The sequence below is a fragment of the Candidatus Margulisiibacteriota bacterium genome, assembly GCA_018822365.1.
Lineage (GTDB): Bacteria > Margulisbacteria > WOR-1 > O2-12-FULL-45-9 > XYB2-FULL-48-7 > XYB2-FULL-45-9.
Genome location: JAHJKL010000003.1, coordinates 1 through 17,576, shown reverse-complemented (window position 1 = coordinate 17,576; position 17,576 = coordinate 1). Strand labels below are relative to the sequence as shown.

Annotated in this window: 17 protein-coding genes; 5 read left to right on the top strand and 12 right to left on the bottom strand. The window is 49.9% G+C overall.

Annotated elements, in window-relative coordinates; translation table 11 throughout:
• From KKF06_00190 to KKF06_00155, 8 genes are all read right to left on the bottom strand, one after another.
• On the bottom strand, positions 1–1,057 hold a 1,057-nt coding region (locus KKF06_00190), incomplete at its 3' end, for a glycosyltransferase (GenBank protein MBU1616185.1).
• The gene (rfbD, locus tag KKF06_00185) at positions 1,054–1,926 is read right to left on the bottom strand and encodes a dTDP-4-dehydrorhamnose reductase (protein ID MBU1616184.1); all 873 of its coding nucleotides are present in this window, start codon (positions 1,924–1,926) and stop codon (positions 1,054–1,056) included. The genes rfbD and KKF06_00190, both read right to left, overlap by 4 nt.
• 8 nt (positions 1,927–1,934) lie before the next feature.
• Complete coding sequence (gene csaB / locus KKF06_00180) at positions 1,935–3,032, bottom strand: polysaccharide pyruvyl transferase CsaB (GenBank protein MBU1616183.1); 1,098 nt, start codon at positions 3,030–3,032, stop codon at positions 1,935–1,937.
• Between the two features lie 3 nt (positions 3,033–3,035).
• On the bottom strand, positions 3,036–4,961 hold the full coding sequence (locus tag KKF06_00175) for a hypothetical protein (GenBank protein MBU1616182.1): 1,926 nt from the start codon (positions 4,959–4,961) through the stop codon (positions 3,036–3,038).
• A 15-nt stretch (positions 4,962–4,976) separates the two neighbouring features.
• Positions 4,977–6,062, bottom strand: coding sequence for a peptide chain release factor 2 (prfB, locus tag KKF06_00170; protein ID MBU1616181.1), 1,086 nt, complete (start codon positions 6,060–6,062; stop codon positions 4,977–4,979).
• Positions 6,044–8,557, bottom strand: a complete 2,514-nt coding sequence (gene secA, locus KKF06_00165) for a preprotein translocase subunit SecA (GenBank protein ID MBU1616180.1) — start codon at positions 8,555–8,557, stop codon at positions 6,044–6,046. The genes prfB and secA overlap by 19 nt, the downstream gene beginning before the upstream one ends.
• Before the next feature lie 7 nt (positions 8,558–8,564).
• Positions 8,565–8,927: a ribosome-associated translation inhibitor RaiA gene (gene raiA / locus KKF06_00160; GenBank protein MBU1616179.1), complete on the bottom strand. Its 363-nt coding sequence runs from the start codon at positions 8,925–8,927 to the stop codon at positions 8,565–8,567.
• Between the two features lie 86 nt (positions 8,928–9,013).
• On the bottom strand, positions 9,014–9,646 hold the full coding sequence (locus tag KKF06_00155) for a ComF family protein (protein MBU1616178.1): 633 nt from the start codon (positions 9,644–9,646) through the stop codon (positions 9,014–9,016).
• 18 nt (positions 9,647–9,664) lie between these two features.
• Here KKF06_00155 and KKF06_00150 point away from each other — a divergent pair, with 18 nt between their 5' ends.
• Positions 9,665–10,309, top strand: coding sequence for a putative DNA binding domain-containing protein (locus KKF06_00150; GenBank protein MBU1616177.1), 645 nt, complete (start codon positions 9,665–9,667; stop codon positions 10,307–10,309).
• Between the two features lie 162 nt (positions 10,310–10,471).
• Positions 10,472–10,921, top strand: a complete 450-nt coding sequence (locus tag KKF06_00145) for a hypothetical protein (GenBank protein MBU1616176.1) — start codon at positions 10,472–10,474, stop codon at positions 10,919–10,921.
• A 51-nt stretch (positions 10,922–10,972) separates the two neighbouring features.
• Here KKF06_00145 and pyk read toward each other — a convergent pair whose 3' ends face one another.
• Positions 10,973–12,370 carry a pyruvate kinase gene (gene pyk / locus KKF06_00140; GenBank protein MBU1616175.1) on the bottom strand — a complete coding sequence of 466 codons (1,398 nt, stop codon included), beginning with the start codon at positions 12,368–12,370 and terminating at the stop codon, positions 10,973–10,975.
• A gap of 99 nt (positions 12,371–12,469) precedes the next feature.
• Here pyk and tpiA point away from each other — a divergent pair, with 99 nt between their 5' ends.
• From tpiA to KKF06_00125, 3 genes are read left to right on the top strand one after another with little or no spacing between them, the layout of a single operon-like run.
• Entirely contained in the window at positions 12,470–13,219 is a 750-nt protein-coding gene (gene tpiA / locus KKF06_00135) for a triose-phosphate isomerase (protein MBU1616174.1), read from the top strand.
• 24 nt (positions 13,220–13,243) lie between these two features.
• Positions 13,244–14,224 (top strand): class II fructose-1,6-bisphosphate aldolase, encoded by a 981-nt coding sequence (locus KKF06_00130; protein MBU1616173.1) that lies wholly within the window; start codon positions 13,244–13,246, stop codon positions 14,222–14,224.
• A 17-nt stretch (positions 14,225–14,241) separates the two neighbouring features.
• Positions 14,242–15,450 (top strand): ATP-dependent 6-phosphofructokinase, encoded by a 1,209-nt coding sequence (locus tag KKF06_00125; protein ID MBU1616172.1) that lies wholly within the window; start codon positions 14,242–14,244, stop codon positions 15,448–15,450.
• Positions 15,451–15,456: 6 nt separating this feature from the next.
• On the opposite strand, the gene KKF06_00120 is transcribed toward KKF06_00125, so the two are convergent.
• The 3 genes from KKF06_00120 to KKF06_00110 form a co-directional block, all read right to left on the bottom strand.
• The gene (locus tag KKF06_00120; GenBank protein ID MBU1616171.1) at positions 15,457–15,684 is read right to left on the bottom strand and encodes a type II toxin-antitoxin system HicA family toxin; all 228 of its coding nucleotides are present in this window, start codon (positions 15,682–15,684) and stop codon (positions 15,457–15,459) included.
• Positions 15,677–15,901 (bottom strand): type II toxin-antitoxin system HicB family antitoxin, encoded by a 225-nt coding sequence (locus KKF06_00115; GenBank protein ID MBU1616170.1) that lies wholly within the window; start codon positions 15,899–15,901, stop codon positions 15,677–15,679. Before KKF06_00115 ends, KKF06_00120 begins: the two co-directional genes overlap by 8 nt.
• A gap of 70 nt (positions 15,902–15,971) precedes the next feature.
• Complete coding sequence (locus KKF06_00110) at positions 15,972–17,264, bottom strand: hypothetical protein (GenBank protein ID MBU1616169.1); 1,293 nt, start codon at positions 17,262–17,264, stop codon at positions 15,972–15,974.
• Positions 17,265–17,576 lie beyond the last annotated feature (312 nt).

Sequence of the window (17,576 nt, the reverse complement as noted above, 5' to 3'; positions counted from 1 at the left end):
CCGCCATCCTTTGCCTAAAGATCGATTTATCAAACTTCAAAGCTTGTTTTCTAATTTCAAACTGATCAAATTTTTTCCGCATCAAACGTTCAACCGCGTCAACGATCGCCTCTGGCGTTCCATTATTAAAAAATATTCCAGTTACCCCGTCAACAATAGTTTCGAGCGCCCCTCCACCCCTAAAAGCAACCACCGGCCGCCCGGCAGCCATTGCCTCAACCGGTACTATGCCAAAATCTTCTTCGCCCGGAAAAACCAGACCCTGACATTCAGCAACCATTTCCTTGATCGCCGAATCGCTCAACCTGCCAAAATATTCTATATTAGGTTGGCTTAGTTTTACCAGCCGTTCCCGGTCAGGCCCTTCTCCCACAACCTTCAAAGGGAGACCAAGTTTATTGAAGGCTTCTACCACAATGTCAATCCGCTTGTAAGCATTCAGCCTTGAACAAACTAAAAAATAACCATTATTTCGGCCAGAAGGTTGAAATAGTTCACAATCAACTGGTGGATATATTATAACAGATTTCCTTTTATATACCTTCCTGATCCGATCAGCGATCACCCGTGAAATCGCGACAAAATGATCGACCCGCTTGGCTGTCGCCAGGTCCCACATTCTTATCGGGAAAAGGAACAAAGGAAGCAGCAGCTTAATTATCCAGGGAAAGCTTTCCCGTTTTACGTAGTCCCGATAACGCCAGACAAAACGCATCGGGGTATAGCAATAGCAGATATGGGTCTGTCCCTTTTTCTTCCGCACCCCTTTGGCATACGCGGAGCTTGAAGACAAAATAACGTCAAATTCCGACAGGTCAAACAGGGAAAAGGCCAGGGGGTATAGAAAGAAATACTTCCGGTAGTTTTTAAATATCCCCGGAATATTTTGCATAAAGGAGGTAATGATCCTCGCCTCATTGATCCCCGCCGGCATTTTTGACCGGTCGCAGATCGAGGTGTAAATAGGCGCGTCAGGAAAAAGCTCATGAAGCTCCTGAACCACCCTTTCCGCCCCGCCAAACTGATTTAAATAGTCATGAACGATCGCGATCTTCATTGTTTGACTATCCCTTTCTCCAGCATGTAAGCCCGCAGAGCTTCCTGCCAGGGACGCAGCTCATCCAGACCGATCGCCCGCAAATTGGCATTATCTAAGGCTGAAAAAGTAGGGCGCTTGGCCGGGGTCCTGGCATTGAGTTCGGCAAACTTAGAAGCCGAAAAGTTCACTTTAAGTCCGGCCAGTTCAAACGCCTTGAGCGCCAGCTCATACCAGGAACAGGCGCCACGATTAACGATATGATATAAGCCAAAATGATCGGTCTGGACCAGCTGGTATATTTTTCGCGCCAGGTCCAGTGTATAGGTCGGAGAAAAGAATTGATCGTCAACGACGCTAAATTGCTCCCCACTTTTCCCTTTAGCTATAACGCTGTCAATAAAATTCCCTCCTCCTTTCCCCAGGCATCCGGCAACCCCGAATAAACCGGAAGAACGGACAATGAAATGCCGTTTTGATAACTGAGCGATCGCTTCTTCCCCGGCCAGTTTTGATCGCGCGTATACCGACAACGGCTCCGGCCGATCGGTCTCCTGATAAGGAGAATGCTTTTGACCGTTAAAAACATAATCGGTTGAAATGTGGACCAGTCTGGCTTCGACCTCCTGACAAGCCGCCGCCAGGTTCTTCGCCCCTTCGGCGTTAACCGCAAAGGCCAGACCGGAGTTCGACTCCGCTTCATCAACCCTTGAATAACCGGCAGTGTTAATAATTACTTCCGGCCGATATTCTTGAACGACTTTATTAACTTTTAACCGGTCAGTAATATCAAGGTCTTTCAAGGTCAAAGGAACGGCATCTTTTTTGGGGATAATTTTCAGCAGATCGGTCCCAAGCTGGCCATCCGCGCCGATCACCAGGAACTTCATGAAAAAGGCTACTTGAAAGAACGGAAAAAGACCGTAAAATTCTCTTCCGCTTTCTCCCGCAGATCGATCAGGACTTTTTCCAGCAGTTTCTTGCTAGCTTCCCTGATCGCGAATTGCGCTTCGACCGTTTTTTCCAGCCTGGTGGGGTCAAGAACTTCATCAACAGAGAGACAGGAAGAACCAACGCTATCCATAAAAGATTTTACTTTGGGATCATAGGAGAGCCCAAATGCGGGTACGATAGATTTAACGGCAAAGATCAGGGAATGAAGCCTCATCCCGATCAGGAAGTCGCACTGGGAAATGACCGACAGCATTTCCTGAGGAGAACAGATCTTAAAGACCACGTTCGATTTATGGCTCATGAAATTGATCACTTTGGATGTTTCTCTCATATCTTCGGGGCAGTGCAGAAGCAGAAAAACGACCTGGTGTCCGTTCTTTTCCACAAACGAGTCAAGCATCTCCGCCAGGGCCCGATAGAACGGAAGTTCCACCCCCTGCCTTTTAGGCAAACTGCGGACCGAAACCCCGAGCAGCGGTTTATTGGTCGCCACCCCTTCCAGGGCCAGGACCTTACGCCCTTCAAGCGTCGAAGGATTGCTTAAAAGAAAGGTCGGATCGGCAGTAACCCTGATCTTGTCCGGTTTGACCCCGATCTCGGCCATTTTCTTTTTTGATTCATTGTCGCGAACCGTGATGACGTTGACCCGCTTCAGGGCCAGAGCGGCAATTTGCCGGTTTATCCGGCCGGTAAGCGGACCAAATCCCTGGGCAAAGACCATGACTTTCTTGAAAAGGATCTTGGCTAAAAGCACCTGGCTAATGTAATACCAGAAGCTCCGGTTGCTGCTCGAGTCCTGGAACAGGGTCCCGCCACCGCTGACAAAAACATCCGCCTTGAGCATTTCGATCAGGATATTGAACCAGGAATAGCGGCCAACTGCTTTGACATTATAAAAATGAGCGGTCATCTGGGGAGAAGCGGAGAGGACCGTTATTTGCAGGGCCTGGTCGTGACGGCGGAAGCCGTTGACGATCGCGTCCAGAACCGCTTCGTCACCGACATTCCCAAAACCATAATAACCGGATAACAATACGCGCATTTTTTATCCACCTTCTTTTGAGGTTTTAAACCAGCGACCGGCGATCACTGCCACAATAATACCAAAAATCAGCCCCAGAACCAAACCGTTAGCGGTCCGAATGATCGAGATCGCCAGCGGGGTATGGATATGCGAAAAAGTGTTCGTCACCGAGACCGGAGCGATCGTCCCGATCGCCATCAGGACCCAGAGCCAGTTCCAGTCCTTTGTCTTGAGATAGTAAACAGCCGCCAGAAAGAGGAAAGGATAGCCAACCAGGAACTCTTTTGTCCGCGGCCGCACAAAAAGGACCATCTCCAGCCAATTTCGGAATATCTTTTCCGCGCCGGGGACCGGCAGGGAAAAATTGCCGGAACGGGCAATGAACACGCCCAAAGCGGCCAACAAAATAAAGCCGACCAGGAGATGGGCAACACTGATCTGCGTTCGCAGGAGCTCTTTCCCCCTCTGCCATAAGTTCAGGTCCCCACCTTTAAAAAGAAAATAGGCGGCAACGATCATCATGGGGAGGACCAGCGCCGCTTTGACCGCCGGAAAAACCATGGAGCCGGACATATATTTCGAGTCGGCCAATAAACCGGCCAAAAAGATTATTCCCAGGGCTGTAATGACCATTGTTCTGAAGAAAAACAATAGAACCTGAAGAAAAACAAACCCCCGCTGGCGATCGAGCCTTTTGGCGGAACTGATCACCGCCAGGGATGGAAAAATAACTGCCGCCCCGAAAGCCAGGATCTTTTGAAGCAGCACGATCTCCGGCGCCAGAAACAAGAGAAGGTTTGCTCCAGCCAGGATCAGGATCGCCAAAGCCCACAAAGGAAGGAGAATAAACGCGTTGAGCAGCAGGATCGCCCCAACCACGACCCCCCAACCGATCATGACGATCTGCCATTTGGTCATGTTAAGCGGGGCCAGTTCCTTGCTTCCGCCTATCGTGATCTTTGCCCCGGCCAATTTATTTTTCAGATCAGAAAAAAACCGGAGATTAAACTCAACCGGCAGGGCATCTATCTGCGGGGGAAGAAATGGGCGGACATAAAGAAGCTTAACCTGCCGCTCCCTGACCGCCCTCAAATATCGGCCCAGGACTTCCGCTTTTTCCAGTTTTTTAAGCTCATCCTTGGGAACGCTATGCACCCGAACAACACGCCCCTCCATCAAGCGCTTCAACTGAACATCCCCGTCCTGCTTAACGATCTCGACAAAACCATATCCGATCCTGAACTTTTTAAGCGCTTCGGCCAGCGACGTGATCCCTTCCGGATAACCCAGGATCTCCTCACCGTCAAAAATGATCGTCTTATAATTCTTCAGCGCGGAAATTTTTGATTCGATATTCCCTAAATGATAACGCGGATCGTTCCAAACCCTGGGAACGATCTTAAAACCAAGCTTGCCCAGGTAATTCCTCTGGAGTTCCGAGATCCCAAGCCCAAGCATCCGCAGTTCTTCTTCCGCCTCATCGACCTCGATCACCTCTTCCCCCAGGAAACGGACCGCCTTCTGTCCAAGCGCCCAGTTAAGCTCCTCGTAAAGGCGTTTGCGCGACTCTTTAAACGGGGCAAAAATATAGGTCCGGTCAGGTTTGATCTCTTTCAACCGATCGGTAAAGACCGGAGAAAAAGCGGCCAGCTTCTTTATGCTCCCTCCCTTGGCGTAATAGATCTCCCCCTGGGCATTCGCGTCTGGCAAGGTCTCTTCAAAGACTCCCAGCTCAAAAAATCCGATCTTTTTGACTTGTTTTAAAACCTTATCAAGCGGAATTTTTTCAAAAGCGGCCGCTTTTTTCAGGTCATTCAGGTCGATCACGACCCGAACCGACCGGGTCTCCTGTTCGCTCCAGTAGCGGCCAAGGATCGAGTAACAACCGACCAGCACCGAAACGATCAAACTGATCTTTAATATCCCGAAAATTATCTTTTTTAACATTGCTCCACCCCGTCGCTATATTTTAGCTCTCAGCGCCGCTTCAATGAACGGATCAATATCGCCGTCTACAACTCCCTGCACATCCCCCACTTCGACACCGGTCCGATTATCCTTGACCAGGGTATAAGGCTGAAAAACGTAAGAGCGGATCTGGCTCCCCCATTCGATCTTCCGTTTTTCGCCGGCCAATTCTTCGATCTTTTCTTTCCTCTGCCTGACCATCATTTCGTGAAGCTTCGCTTTAAGCAGGCGGAGCGCCGTGTCGCGGTTGGCATGCTGGGAGCGGTCAGACTGGCTCTGAGTCACGATCCCGGTCGGCAGGTGGGTAATGCGGATCGCGGAGCTGACCTTGTTGACATTCTGCCCCCCGGGACCGGAGGCGCGGTAGGTGTCGACCCGCAGGTCGTTGGGGTTGATCTCGATCTTGATGTCTTCGGTCAGTTCCGGGGTCACCTCAACCGCGACAAAAGAGGTGTGGCGTTTCCCTTCGGAAGAAAACGGGGAGATCCTGACCAAACGATGGACCCCTGCTTCATTTTTCAGATAACCGTAGGCGTATGGCCCGGAGATCATCAGGGTCGCGCTTTTTATCCCGGCTTCTTCGCCATATGAAAGATCGGGCATCTCGACAGAAAAACTTTTACTCTCGCACCAGCGGGTGTACATCCGCAGCAGGATCTGGCCCCAATCCTGCGCGTCAGTCCCGCCGGCGCCGGCGTTTATGGAAAGAATAGCGTTGTTTTGGTCATACTCTCCGGTAAACAGGGTCGCGGTCTCAAGTTCGGCCGCCAGGCTTTGCAGTTTTTTGATTTCCTGCGAAAGCTCGCCCAGTTCCTCCGCGCTCGCCATTTCCAGCAGGAGGAGTTGTTCGTCAATTCGGTCGCGCAAGGCTTCCCATTGTTTGACCTCTTTTTCCAAAAGGCTTTTCTCCTGCATTAATTTCCTGGCCCTCTCCTGGTCGGACCAAAGATCAGGATCGGCGCTTTTGGTCTCGATCTCGCCAAGGGTTTTCCTCTTCTCGTCAATTACCAGGACCTTCTCTAGCTCCTGGCATTTTAGTTTTAAACCGGCTAATTGTTCTTTTAGCTCTTCATGCAGCATCTTTTATACTTTTTGCCCGATCCGCAGGGACAGGGATCATTCCGGCCGACTTTTTCCGCCACTCGAACGGTCGCCGGCTTCTCCCTTTTTTCCGGAGCCCCATAGGTCAAAGACTGGCGCCGCGGGCGATGGACTTCCTCTATCGGCCCTTCCGCCTTCTGGACCCGAAGCATCAGGCTGATGATCTGGGCCCTGACACCGCGCATCATCTCCTGAAACATCGAATACCCTTCCATCTTGTATTCGACCAGCGGATCTTTGCCGCCGTAACCGCGCAAGCCGATCCCTTCGCGCAAGACATCCATATTATGCAGTTGTTCGATCCAGGCGGCGTCAATTGTTTTAAGCATGACCATCCGCTCCAGCGAGCGCATCATCTCTTCGCCAAACTCTTTTTCTTTCTCCACATAGGCTTGCTCGAACATGGCAAGGACCTTTTGCTTGACTTCTTTACTGTTTTTTTCTTCTTTAAGCCGGTCCAGCCCTTCGGTCGCGATCAATTCGTTGATCGCCTGGAACAGACCGGCCCAGTCCCACTCTTCCGGCGCGATCTTATCGACCAGGAAAGCGTCTGTCGTTTCGCCAACCACCTGCTCCATCATCTCAAAGATCTTTGTCTTCAGGTCTTTCCCTTCCAGGATCCGGCGGCGCAAGGCATAGATCGAACCCCGCTGTTTGTTCATGACATCGTCAAACTCCAAAACCTGTTTGCGGATGCCAAAGTGGTACTGTTCCACTTTTTTCTGAGCGTTCTCCAGCCCTCTGGAGATCAAATTGTGTTCGATCGGCACGTCTTCTTCCAAGCCTAACCGCTCCATGACCCCGGAGATCCGCTGGGAACCGAAGAGCCGCATCAGGTCATCTTCGAGCGAAACATAAAATCTGGTGGAGCCGGCATCCCCCTGACGGCCGGAGCGGCCGCGCAGCTGATTATCGATCCGGCGGCTTTCGTGGCGCTCGGTCCCAATGACATGCAGTCCTCCCAGGTCGGCAACCCCTTCACCTAAAACAATGTCGGTCCCGCGGCCGGCCATGTTGGTCGAGATGGTAACCATCCCTCTTTGCCCGGCCTTGGAAATGATCTCCGCCTCCCGTTCATGCTGTTTGGCGTTGAGGACATGGTGCGGGATCCCGCGGCGGCGAAGCATTTCGGAGACCAACTCGGAATTATCGATCGAGATCGTTCCGACCAGGACCGGCCGCCCTTTTTTATGCCATTCGATAATTTCGTTAACGACCGCCCGAAAACGGGCCCGTTTGTTTTTGTAGATCTGGTCCGGATAGTCGAGCCTGACCATCTTGCGATGGGTCGGGATAACCATGACTTCCATTTTATAGATCTTCCAGAACTCCCCCTCCTCGGTCTTGGCGGTCCCGGTCATCCCGGAGATCTTTTTATACAAGCGGAAATAATTCTGGAAGGTGATGGTCGCCAGGGTCTGGGATTCATTCTGGACCTCCACTCCTTCCTTGGCTTCGATCGCCTGGTGGAGCCCTTCGGAATAGCGTCGCCCCTGCATCAGTCGTCCGGTAAATTCATCAACAATAATAACCTCGCCGTCTTTGACCACATAATCGACATCTTTCTCAAAAATGTTCCAGGCGACCAGCGACTGGGTGATCTGGTGGGCAATGCTGATATTCGCGATGTCATAAAGGTATTCGACCCCAAGGATTTTCTCTACCTTCTTGATCCCGTGTTCGGTCAGGGATGCGTTGCGGGTCTTTTCGTCAACGACAAAGTCGGTCGCTTTGGCCAGGCGGCGGGCGATCTCGTTAGCTTTTTGGTAATTGGTCGCCGCTTCTTCAAGCATACCGGAAATGATCAGCGGGGTCCGCGCTTCATCGATCAAAATACTGTCAACCTCGTCGACGATCGCGTAGTGAAGCTCTCTCTGGACGCAGTCCTCAAGGGAGATCGCCATGTTATCGCGCAGGTAATCAAAGCCAAACTCGTTGTTGGTCCCGTAGGTAATATCGGCAGCGTAGGCTTCGCGGCGCTCCGGCGGCTCCATCGAATGCTGGATCACACCAACGGTGAGCCCAAGCGCCCGATGGATCGGCCCCATCCAGTCGCTATCCCTTTTGGCCAGGTAATCGTTGACCGTAACAACATGAACTCCCTGACCGGTCAAAGCGTTAAGATAAACCGGCAGGGTCGAAACCAGGGTCTTCCCTTCTCCGGTCCGCATCTCGGCGATCTTTCCCTGGTGGAGGACGATCCCGCCTAAAAGCTGAACGTCAAAATGGCGCAAGCCGGTCGTCCGGACCGAGGCCTCGCGTACGGCGGCAAACGTTTCGGGGAGTATTTCGTCCAGGGTCTTCCCTTCGGCCAAAAGCTTTCTGAATTCGGTCGTTTTTCCGCGCAGCTCCTCGTCCGAAAGATTTTTGAACTCCGGTTCTAATTTATTGATCTTCTCGACGATCGGAAGAAGCTCGTCGATCTTCTTCTCATCGGAAGAACCGATCAGTTTGGCGATCCATTGTAAGATCATGCGGTTATTATTCTGACGCGGGTATTTCCCGGGAGATCTGCTTCAGTTTTGTCCCCTGGCGGCGATGTTCTTTAACCATCATTTCTTTGTGCTTTTCCAGCTGGCGCTTGACGTCGTCAACCGCCAGATCGATCGCGGCGTACATATCACGTCCGGCTTCGGTCGCCATGATCATTTTATGCCCGGCTACCCAAACCCTGATCTCGGCAACCTGCCGTTGATCGGCATTGGCATTATCCCTGGCATCAAGCACAACTTCTGTTTTTTGAATGTTACCAAAAAACTCCTCAAACTTGGCCGTCTTTTCATTAACATAATCCTTTAATGGCTGGCTCACTTCAGTTCCGTGTCCGGTTATATTTATTTGCATATTCATCCTCCTGCGGCAATTGTAGCAAAAAAAGGCGGCTTACTCAACTAAACTTAGTTTAACTAACCGCGTAATTCATTGCGCGGTTAGTCCGATTCGCTCATCGCTCTTGAAAGGGTCAAAACCTCAACTCTCTTGGCTCCGGCGATCATCAAGCTCCTGGAACATTCCGCGATCGTCGCTCCGGTCGTGTAAATATCGTCAATCAGTAAAACCCGTTTGTTATAAACTGCCCGGGGGTCTGCCACCTTAAAAGCTCCTTTGACATTTACCAGCCTGGCGTCGCGCGGCAAATCAAACTGTGGGGTAGTTTCTTTGACCCTCACCAGGGCGTTGGCGGCCGGAGTATCATAATATTTGGCTAAAGAGACGGTTAAAAGTTCGGCCTGGTTAAAACCGCGCAGTTTGTGACGGCGGGGATGAAGCGGGACCGGGATCAGAGTATCGATCTCTCTCATGTTAAGGACCGGCGTATGGCTGACGTATTTAACCAGCAAAACCCCAAGCGGCTCCGCCAGCCGGCGGCGTTTGGAAAACTTGAGCCGTTGAATGGCGCTCCTGATCACTCCGGCATATTTGGTGGCCGAATAGATCCCCAGCGCCGGTTTCATGAAAGAAATTTGATTGAAGCAGTCCGGACAAAGCGCTTCGTTCCCCGGCTTTTTACAGACCTCACAGCGAGGCGGAAAGATCAGATCAAGCAGTGATTGCCAAAACATTGCTTGCGATTATAACATATGGTAATATGCACTACCATGACCTGGGAAGATATTCTAAGGCTCTTGATCCAGGGAGAAGGCCCCTCAGTTGAATTTGAAAAAAATGTCCCATCAGAGGACGACATCGCCAGGGAACTGGTCGGATTCTCCAACACTGATGGCGGGAAAGTCATTTACGGTTTGGACGATAAAAGCAAACACCTCCTGGGCGCCACCCTCCGCGAAGATTTTGAAAGCTGGATAAAAAATATCGCCAAAACCCATTGCCAGCCGGCGATCAGCGTTACGCTTGAAGTTGTGGAACGTTTTGAAAAAAAGATCGTCGTCCTGCACGTCCAGGAAGGAGAAGACAAACCATACCGGACCGACGATATCTGCTACATTCGTGACGGAAATATCTCCCGGCCGGCAGAAGAGAATGAGGTCCAGGCTTTAGCCAGCCCCTGGTCGGGCAAAGGACTTAACAAACGCCAGCTCCGGGCAATGCAGATCATCACCGAACATGGCAGTATCACCAACCGGGAATACCGGGAAGCCTTTGACGTCTCCCATAAGACCGCCCATATAGAATTGACCTTGCTGGTAAATAAACATCTGGCGCAAAGCGAAGGGGCCGGCCGCTCGACCCGATATACCCCTCTGCCGGCTGAGACCCATACCTAGGTGGGGACCATTTAACCTAAATTATACTAGTTGCAATCGCTTTTATTTCATGCTATATTGTCCTTGGATTTTTTTAATCTTTAAGCGAGGATTCAAAGCAATAAACTGGTCGATTGAATCCACCAATACATTTCAAATCATTCATAGGAGGAGAAGAATTATATGAGAAAAACAATCTTAGTTATATCAGTATTTATAATGACTGGTTTCTTTCTTTCTGTTGCTAAAGCAAATACATCCGAGACGGAAATTCCCCAGCCAGCAAACTGCAAATATATGATCAAGGTTATTGATGTAACCGCCAACAAATCCGGTTCTGAAGAAGTCGGACCGGAAACAACTGTTAAAAACAATTTAAGCTTAGCACAGGCCAAAGCAGCTATTGCCACGGCAACAGGAACGCCGATTAGTAGCGCACAAAACACTTTTTCCGATGGCAAAAAAACATCTTTTTCTATATACACAAGCTCAAAAGGGATAGCCTCAACAACAAGAAACCAAACAGAATACAAAGTCACCACCAGAAAACTAGGGTATAATGTTGTCAGCTATACCCTAACTACCGACCCAAATACTTATTCTGTTGCAATTATCCGGTTAAAGAAAAAATAATATTTTTCCTAATCTATCAAACCGCTCAAGCTTTTAACCTTGGGCGGTTTTTTATAAATTAATTATTTCCCCAAGCCGATGAACCTTAATTAAATTTGTCGTCCCCGGAATGTGAATCGGCACCCCAGCGGTGATCACGACCAGATCGTCCTTCTTAAGCCATTTCTCCTGAAGCACCAATTGGGTCCTCATAACCATTTCATCAATGTAGCGGAACCCGCCGATCTTGACCGGCTGAACCCCGTAATAAAGGTTTAATCTGCGGAATGCCCGATCACTGGTCACTACCCCAAAGAGCGGCATCTCCGGCCGCTGTTTGGAGACCCGCAAAGCGGTTGAACCGGTCTCGGTAAAGGTGACGATCGCTTTAGCGTTCATCACTCTGGCCAATATCCCGGCCGCGTGGGCGACCGCGGTATCAATGTTGTTCTCCAGGCTGATATCCGCCGGAAATATTTTAAGCCTGGTTTCCGCTTCCTCGGCGATCCGCCCCATCATTTCCACCGTTTCCGCCGGGAACCTGCCGATCGAGGTTTCGGCCGAGAGCATTACCGCGTCGGCCCCGTCAAAGATCGCGTTAGCGACGTCAGAAACTTCCGCCCGGGTTGGCGAAGGCTCCAGGACCATTGACTCCAGCATCTGGGTCGCAACAATTACCGGTTTCTCAAAAAGACGGCAAAGCTCGATCACATCCTTTTGGATGATCGGCACCTTTTCCAGCGAGAGCTCAACCCCCAGGTCTCCCCGGGCGACCATGACCCCATCCGCCGCGGTAATGATCGTTTCCAGATTGGTGATCGCTTCCGGCTTCTCGATCTTGGCGATGACCGGCACCGCCGCTCTTTTGATCAGTTTTTTGAGCTCAAGAATATCGGCCGCCTTGCGGACGAACGAAAGGGCAAAAAAGTCGGTATTTTGCTTCAACCCCCACTCTACATCTTTTTTGTCTTTAGCCGTTAATGAAGGCAATTTGAGTTTGGTATGAGGCAGGTTGACCCCTTTATGTTCGCCGATCACCCCTCCTTCCACGATCAGGCATTCAATGTTCGATTGCCGTTTAGCGGTAACCTTCAGGGTAACGCTCCCATCGGCCAAAAGGATCACTTCACCGACTTTGATATCCGGAATGATCCCGGCGGGTGAAATAGAGATAATTTTGTTATCGCCGGCGATCGTCTGGGTGGTCAAGGTAAGCATCTCGCCGGTTTGCAGGTCGACTGTTTTATTCCTCAACGCACCGGTCCGGATCCGCGGCCCCTGAAGGTCGACCATAACCGCGACATTGGGAGCGATCTTGCGGAGAAGCTGGAGACGTTTTTCATGCTCTTCATATGTGCCGTGGGAAAGATTGAGCCGGGCAACGTTCATCCCGGCATGGATCATTCGCTTAAGGACTTCAGGATTATCTGTGGCGGGCCCAAGGGTGCAAACAATTTTCGTTCTGCGCATGGGAAAATTGTAGCACACTCCCTCTCAAATAAAAGAGCAATTTACAATCCAGCCGCTCTTAGCTATAATGTACTTTATTCTTTTAAAGGAGCAGTAACAATGCGCAAACCACTTTTGGCAGGGAACTGGAAAATGAACACTAACGCCGCGGAATCGGTCAAACTGGCGACCGAACTGAAAAACCTGGTCGCCGAGGTCAATGACCGCGACATCCTGGTCTGTCCGCCATTTACCGCGATCAGCCAGGTCTCGGACACTCTCCGCGACTCGGTCGTTATGGTCGGGGGACAAAACCTGCATTGGGAAGAAAAAGGGGCTTTTACCGGTGAAATTTCCGCGACAATGCTGAAGTCAGTCGGCGCGACTTATGTGATCATTGGCCATTCGGAACGCCGACAATATTTTGGAGAAACCGATGAAACGGTCAACAAAAAGGTCAAATCCGCTATTAAACATAATTTAAAAGCGATCGTTTGTGTTGGAGAAACGTTGGAGCAACGGGAAAAAGGAGAGGCACTAAAAGTTATTGAGAAACAAACCCGCGAAGGGCTGGCCGGGTTGGAGGTTGAGAGTTGTCAGTCGTTGGTTATCGCCTACGAACCAGTCTGGGCGATCGGGACCGGCAAAACCGCCACGCCTGAACAAGCCCAGGAGGTCCACGCCTTTATCCGCGGACTGCTAGCCAAGTTGTTTGACCGAAAAACCGCTGACGAGATCAGAATATTATACGGCGGCTCCGTTACTCCGGATAATATTAAAATCCTGATGTCGCAAGCCGACATTGACGGCGGGCTAGTGGGAGGAGCAAGCCTGAAGGCGGATAGTTTTGCTAAGCTGGTAAAGTTTTAAATAAAAAAGGAAGGGGTAATTAACATGGCAAAGCGTTTATATGAAGAGTTAGGGTTGGTCAATAGCAAAGAGATGTTCAAAAAAGCGATGGAGGGAAAGTACGCGATCCCGGCTTACAATTTTAATAATATGGAGCAGCTGCAGGCGATCATCGGCGGCTGCGCGGAAAGCAATTCCCCGGTTATTATCCAGGTCAGCAGCGGCGCCCGGAAATACGCCAACCAGACCCTTCTCCGCTACATGGCCCAGGGAGCGGTCGAGATGTGCCGCAAGGACTTGAAGAGCAACATACCGATCTGTCTTCACCTTGACCACGGGGACACTTTTGAACTCTGCAAATCTTGCATCGACTACGGGTTTTCTTCGGTCATGATCGACGGTTCCAGCCACCCCTATGAAAAGAACGCCGAACTGACCCGCCAGGTGGTGGATTACGCCCATAAATACGATGTTACCGTAGAAGGAGAGCTTGGTGTCCTGGCCGGGATCGAAGACGAGGTTTCAGCAGAACACCATACTTACACGGACCCCAACCAGGTCGAAGATTTCGTGAAAAAGACCGGGGTCGATTCTCTGGCGATCTCGATCGGCACCTCTCACGGTGCTTACAAATTCAAACTTAAACCGGGAGAATCAGTCCCCCCTCTCCGCTTTGATATTTTAGCGGAAGTTGAAAAGCGGCTCCCCGGTTTTCCGATCGTTCTACATGGCGCTTCTTCGGTCGTTCAGGAATATGTCGCCATGATCAACAAATTTGGCGGCAAGATGGACAACGCGGTCGGCGTTCCTGAAGAACAGCTGCGCAAAGCGGCCAAGTCAGCGGTCTGCAAGATCAATATTGACAGCGACGGCCGGCTGGTCATGACCGCCATTATCCGGAAGGTTTTCTCGGAAAAGCCGGGCGAGTTCGATCCGAGAAAATATCTTGGACCGGCCAGAGAAGAACTGAAGAAGCTTATTGTAGCCAAAAACACCAATGTGTTAGGCTCGGCGGGGAAGGCTTAAGAAAGGAAGAATAGGATATGAAAGTCAATTTCCAGGGTAAAGAGATTAACATTCGAAAAATCGGCATCTTAACCGGCGGCGGCGATTGCGCCGGGCATAACGCGGTGATCGTCGGGCTACTGCGGCGGATCAACCAGGCCAACCTTTCCCTTCCCAAAGCGGAACAGATGGAACTGGTCGGCCTGCTGGAAGGGTGGAAGTCGCTGACCAGGGACCCCGAAACAGAAATTGACAAGATCGTCCAGCAGCTGGACCTGCAAGACATCGAGGTCTCTTTCACCGTAGCCGGGACAATCCTAAAATCTTCCAGAACCAACCTCTTCTCCAAAGCCAACCTTGAGGCGAAAGCTCCGGAAAAAGCCATGGAAAACCTGAAAAAATTAAAGATCGACTGCCTTTGCGTGCTGGGGGGGGACGATACCCTGGGAGCGGCCGGCAAACTAGGCCAGCAGTACGCATTTCCGATGTTTGGCGCCCCCAAAACGATGGACAACGATGTCTATGGGACTGAAATGACTTACGGCTTTGAGTCGGCTGTGGAGGAATCGGTCCATTTTATCGAGAACATCCGGACCACCGCCGAATCCCACAACCGTTGTTTTATCGTGGAACTATTGGGCCGCCATGCTGGCTGGGTCGCCCTCTGGGCCGGAATCGCCGGCGGCGCCGAGATCACCCTTCTCCCTGAAGAGGTCCTGGACATGGAGAAGGTGATCAAGCAAGTGGAGAAGTCAATCGCCATGAAACAGCATTGCGTGGTGGTCGTTTCTGAAGGGGTCCGCCTCTTTGATAACCGTTACCCGGAAGAGATCAATAAAAAGCATCAAAAAATGCTTGATACTGTCATCGCCGACCCGAAATATAGCCTCGTCAAGGCGCGCCACGAGATGCCAAAAAAGAAGGATTCATTCGGCAACGAACAGCTAGGCGGGATCGGCGAATATATCTTCGCCATCCTGGAGAAGCATACCAAGGGGTTTGAATACCGCTACCAAAATTGCGGCCACGCTATTCGCGGCGGGGTTGCCCACGTTATGGACAGGATCCTGGGTCTCCGTTATGGCGACGCTATTTTCCAATTCATGAAAAATGGGGATTTCGGGGTTTATCCCGGGCTTGAGGGAGATAATATCGTAACGCGCAATCTTTTAGAAGTTAAGGGGGGGCGTTTTGTCCCTCAGTCCCACCAGCTCTTTAAAATGCGCAACGCGGTTGATTATTGCTGATCTTGCCTATAATAATCCAACTAAATCTTCAATCGAAATATCCGCGTCGCGAACTAATTTACGAAGCAGTCCCTTCCCCAATTCCTTATGTCTTGGGATGGTTAACGGCTTTTTATCCTTGTCAACCCTGTGATGAAGCCGGATGTGGCTTCCTTTTTGCCTGGTTATTTCATAACCCAACTTTTCAAAGCATTTAACCGCCTTCTCACCGGAGATAACAGGTGTTCTATGCATATGACAGAGTTAAGAAACTGATTTCCTTTGGGTTATAGTCTTTTAGAACAGCCTTATTCTCCTTTTCCTCCAGACAGATATCAACAACCTCTTTTATGTTTTTAATGGCCTCATCAAGTGTTTTCCCTTGTGTGTAGCAACCCCTAAAGAGAGGACATTCCACAACATAAAAACCATCCTCATCTCTCTCGATTACAATAGGAATAAAATGCTTCATAAATACTTTCCCTCCTCGGATTATTATAACATAGCTGAACTTATCCGAACAGCACGCGGAACGCGGTCGATTATTGCTGATCCCTGCAAACACCGTAAGGGTTTTGGGCGGTCTCTAATAACTCGCCAATCTGTTCCTGGCAAGAAGTGTCATCGGGGAAACGAGCTCTGGCTTCTTTAAAAGTTGCGATTGCTCGCGGACAATCTAATTGAGCAAATAAGTAATGCTGCCCCAATTGCAGATGATAATAACATATCATGTCTTCAGGAACAACACCGCAATTTAAAATGTTTCTTATCCAATAAAATGCCTGAAGACTTATAGGATCGGTGGTCACCGTCAGATAATACTCCCCTCCTAACATAAACATTCTAAAATGTTCAGCGAAAGATTCTTGTGGGAAGGGTGAACCAAAAATCTCGTATATTTCTTGTCTTCTTTTTCCCTGGCCAAGTAAATAATCAACATTATGGCCAAGTTCGTGGGCTAAAACATCTGCTAATCCCGGAGCTAAATGCTCAAAAGTACTCTGGCCATCCGGGCCTATTTCCCTGCACAAAGCGATCGCTTCTGTCGTATAATAAGCGCCAGAGCCGCAAATTCCCGACTCGGCAACCCTTACTAATTTTACTCCTTGTTTATACCTGGGATCAATTAATGACAAAGCACGCTCGATTTCCTCCCGCTCGCCTGGCTGTTCGTTAACCCCAAGCTCGTAAAGCACCTTGGTTCCCTGATCGCCGAGCGGCTCGCAGCTTGTCGTCGGATCTATTAACTTTTCCGCTTCTCCGCCGCAAAAGAGGTTGTCCCGGTACCATTCATAATTGAAAAAACCATAATCGTCCTCTCTTTCATTATCAAGCCGTAAATAAGGCCTAGCCAAAAGATTATTAAGAAAACCGCGGGCAAAAAGGTAAACAACCGCGCGTTCTCTATCTGCCTCGGAGTAAAGATCAATATTTGCTCGATTGACCCTTTGATAATCAGCTCTGGTCGGCTCATCTAGTTTACTCCAGACATGATAGCCAACTGCCCTGTTAATATTCATTAATATTTCATTGTCGCCAAAGTCATTATTGCCTAAAAAACCATTTGCAGGATCACGGCATAAAGATATTATGCCGCTTGAATATGGCTGATATGAAGAACCAATAAGAGATGTTCCGGTTGGACAATCTGCTTGCTCAACAATTACAACTTGTTTTATGCCCTGGGTAAAGCGATAATCAATTTGAGAAAGATAGCCTAGAACCTTTTCTCTTTCATAAGACAGCTCTCCCGTCCCGTCGGCATAGCTAACGATCACCTCATCTTTTATTTTATCTGCCGGATATACTCCGCAATCCCTAGACGGGTCAATCATTGGGTCGTGTCTGGGGGGGTGCCTAATTCAAATGGTCCGCCGACGCATCTGGTCAAGGCCAAAGGCACAAATAACAGGGGAGCTTTTCTTATTAACCTGGTAATAGCTTGAATTCCCATGCAATTGCTTCGGCTTTTCTGAAAATTAATTTCACTTATTTTACAGAAGCTGTAGAAAGTTCTATGGACATGGTGACCCCCCTCAGTTAATTAAGATCGGATATATCAGCGAGATATACTATAGAAAGCTCAAGCAGATCTTAAGAAGCCGTGTCATCACACACGGGAAAGGAGTCACCAGTGGCAAGTGTAT

Coding starts and splice junctions, on each gene's coding strand:
- KKF06_00145 (MBU1616176.1), top strand. CDS start 10,472: ATGAGAAAAACAATCTTAGTTATATCAGTATTTATAATGACTGGTTTC.
- KKF06_00175 (MBU1616182.1), bottom strand. CDS start 4,961: ATGTTAAAAAAGATAATTTTCGGGATATTAAAGATCAGTTTGATCGTT.
- pyk (MBU1616175.1), bottom strand. CDS start 12,370: ATGCGCAGAACGAAAATTGTTTGCACCCTTGGGCCCGCCACAGATAAT.
- KKF06_00115 (MBU1616170.1), bottom strand. CDS start 15,901: ATGAAGCATTTTATTCCTATTGTAATCGAGAGAGATGAGGATGGTTTT.
- raiA (MBU1616179.1), bottom strand. CDS start 8,927: ATGCAAATAAATATAACCGGACACGGAACTGAAGTGAGCCAGCCATTA.
- KKF06_00155 (MBU1616178.1), bottom strand. CDS start 9,646: ATGTTTTGGCAATCACTGCTTGATCTGATCTTTCCGCCTCGCTGTGAG.
- KKF06_00110 (MBU1616169.1), bottom strand. CDS start 17,264: ATGATTGACCCGTCTAGGGATTGCGGAGTATATCCGGCAGATAAAATA.
- rfbD (MBU1616184.1), bottom strand. CDS start 1,926: ATGAAGTTCCTGGTGATCGGCGCGGATGGCCAGCTTGGGACCGATCTG.
- csaB (MBU1616183.1), bottom strand. CDS start 3,032: ATGCGCGTATTGTTATCCGGTTATTATGGTTTTGGGAATGTCGGTGAC.
- KKF06_00130 (MBU1616173.1), top strand. CDS start 13,244: ATGGCAAAGCGTTTATATGAAGAGTTAGGGTTGGTCAATAGCAAAGAG.
- prfB (MBU1616181.1), bottom strand. CDS start 6,062: ATGCTGCATGAAGAGCTAAAAGAACAATTAGCCGGTTTAAAACTAAAA.
- KKF06_00150 (MBU1616177.1), top strand. CDS start 9,665: ATGGTAATATGCACTACCATGACCTGGGAAGATATTCTAAGGCTCTTG.
- tpiA (MBU1616174.1), top strand. CDS start 12,470: ATGCGCAAACCACTTTTGGCAGGGAACTGGAAAATGAACACTAACGCC.
- secA (MBU1616180.1), bottom strand. CDS start 8,557: ATGATCTTACAATGGATCGCCAAACTGATCGGTTCTTCCGATGAGAAG.
- KKF06_00120 (MBU1616171.1), bottom strand. CDS start 15,684: ATGCATAGAACACCTGTTATCTCCGGTGAGAAGGCGGTTAAATGCTTT.
- KKF06_00125 (MBU1616172.1), top strand. CDS start 14,242: ATGAAAGTCAATTTCCAGGGTAAAGAGATTAACATTCGAAAAATCGGC.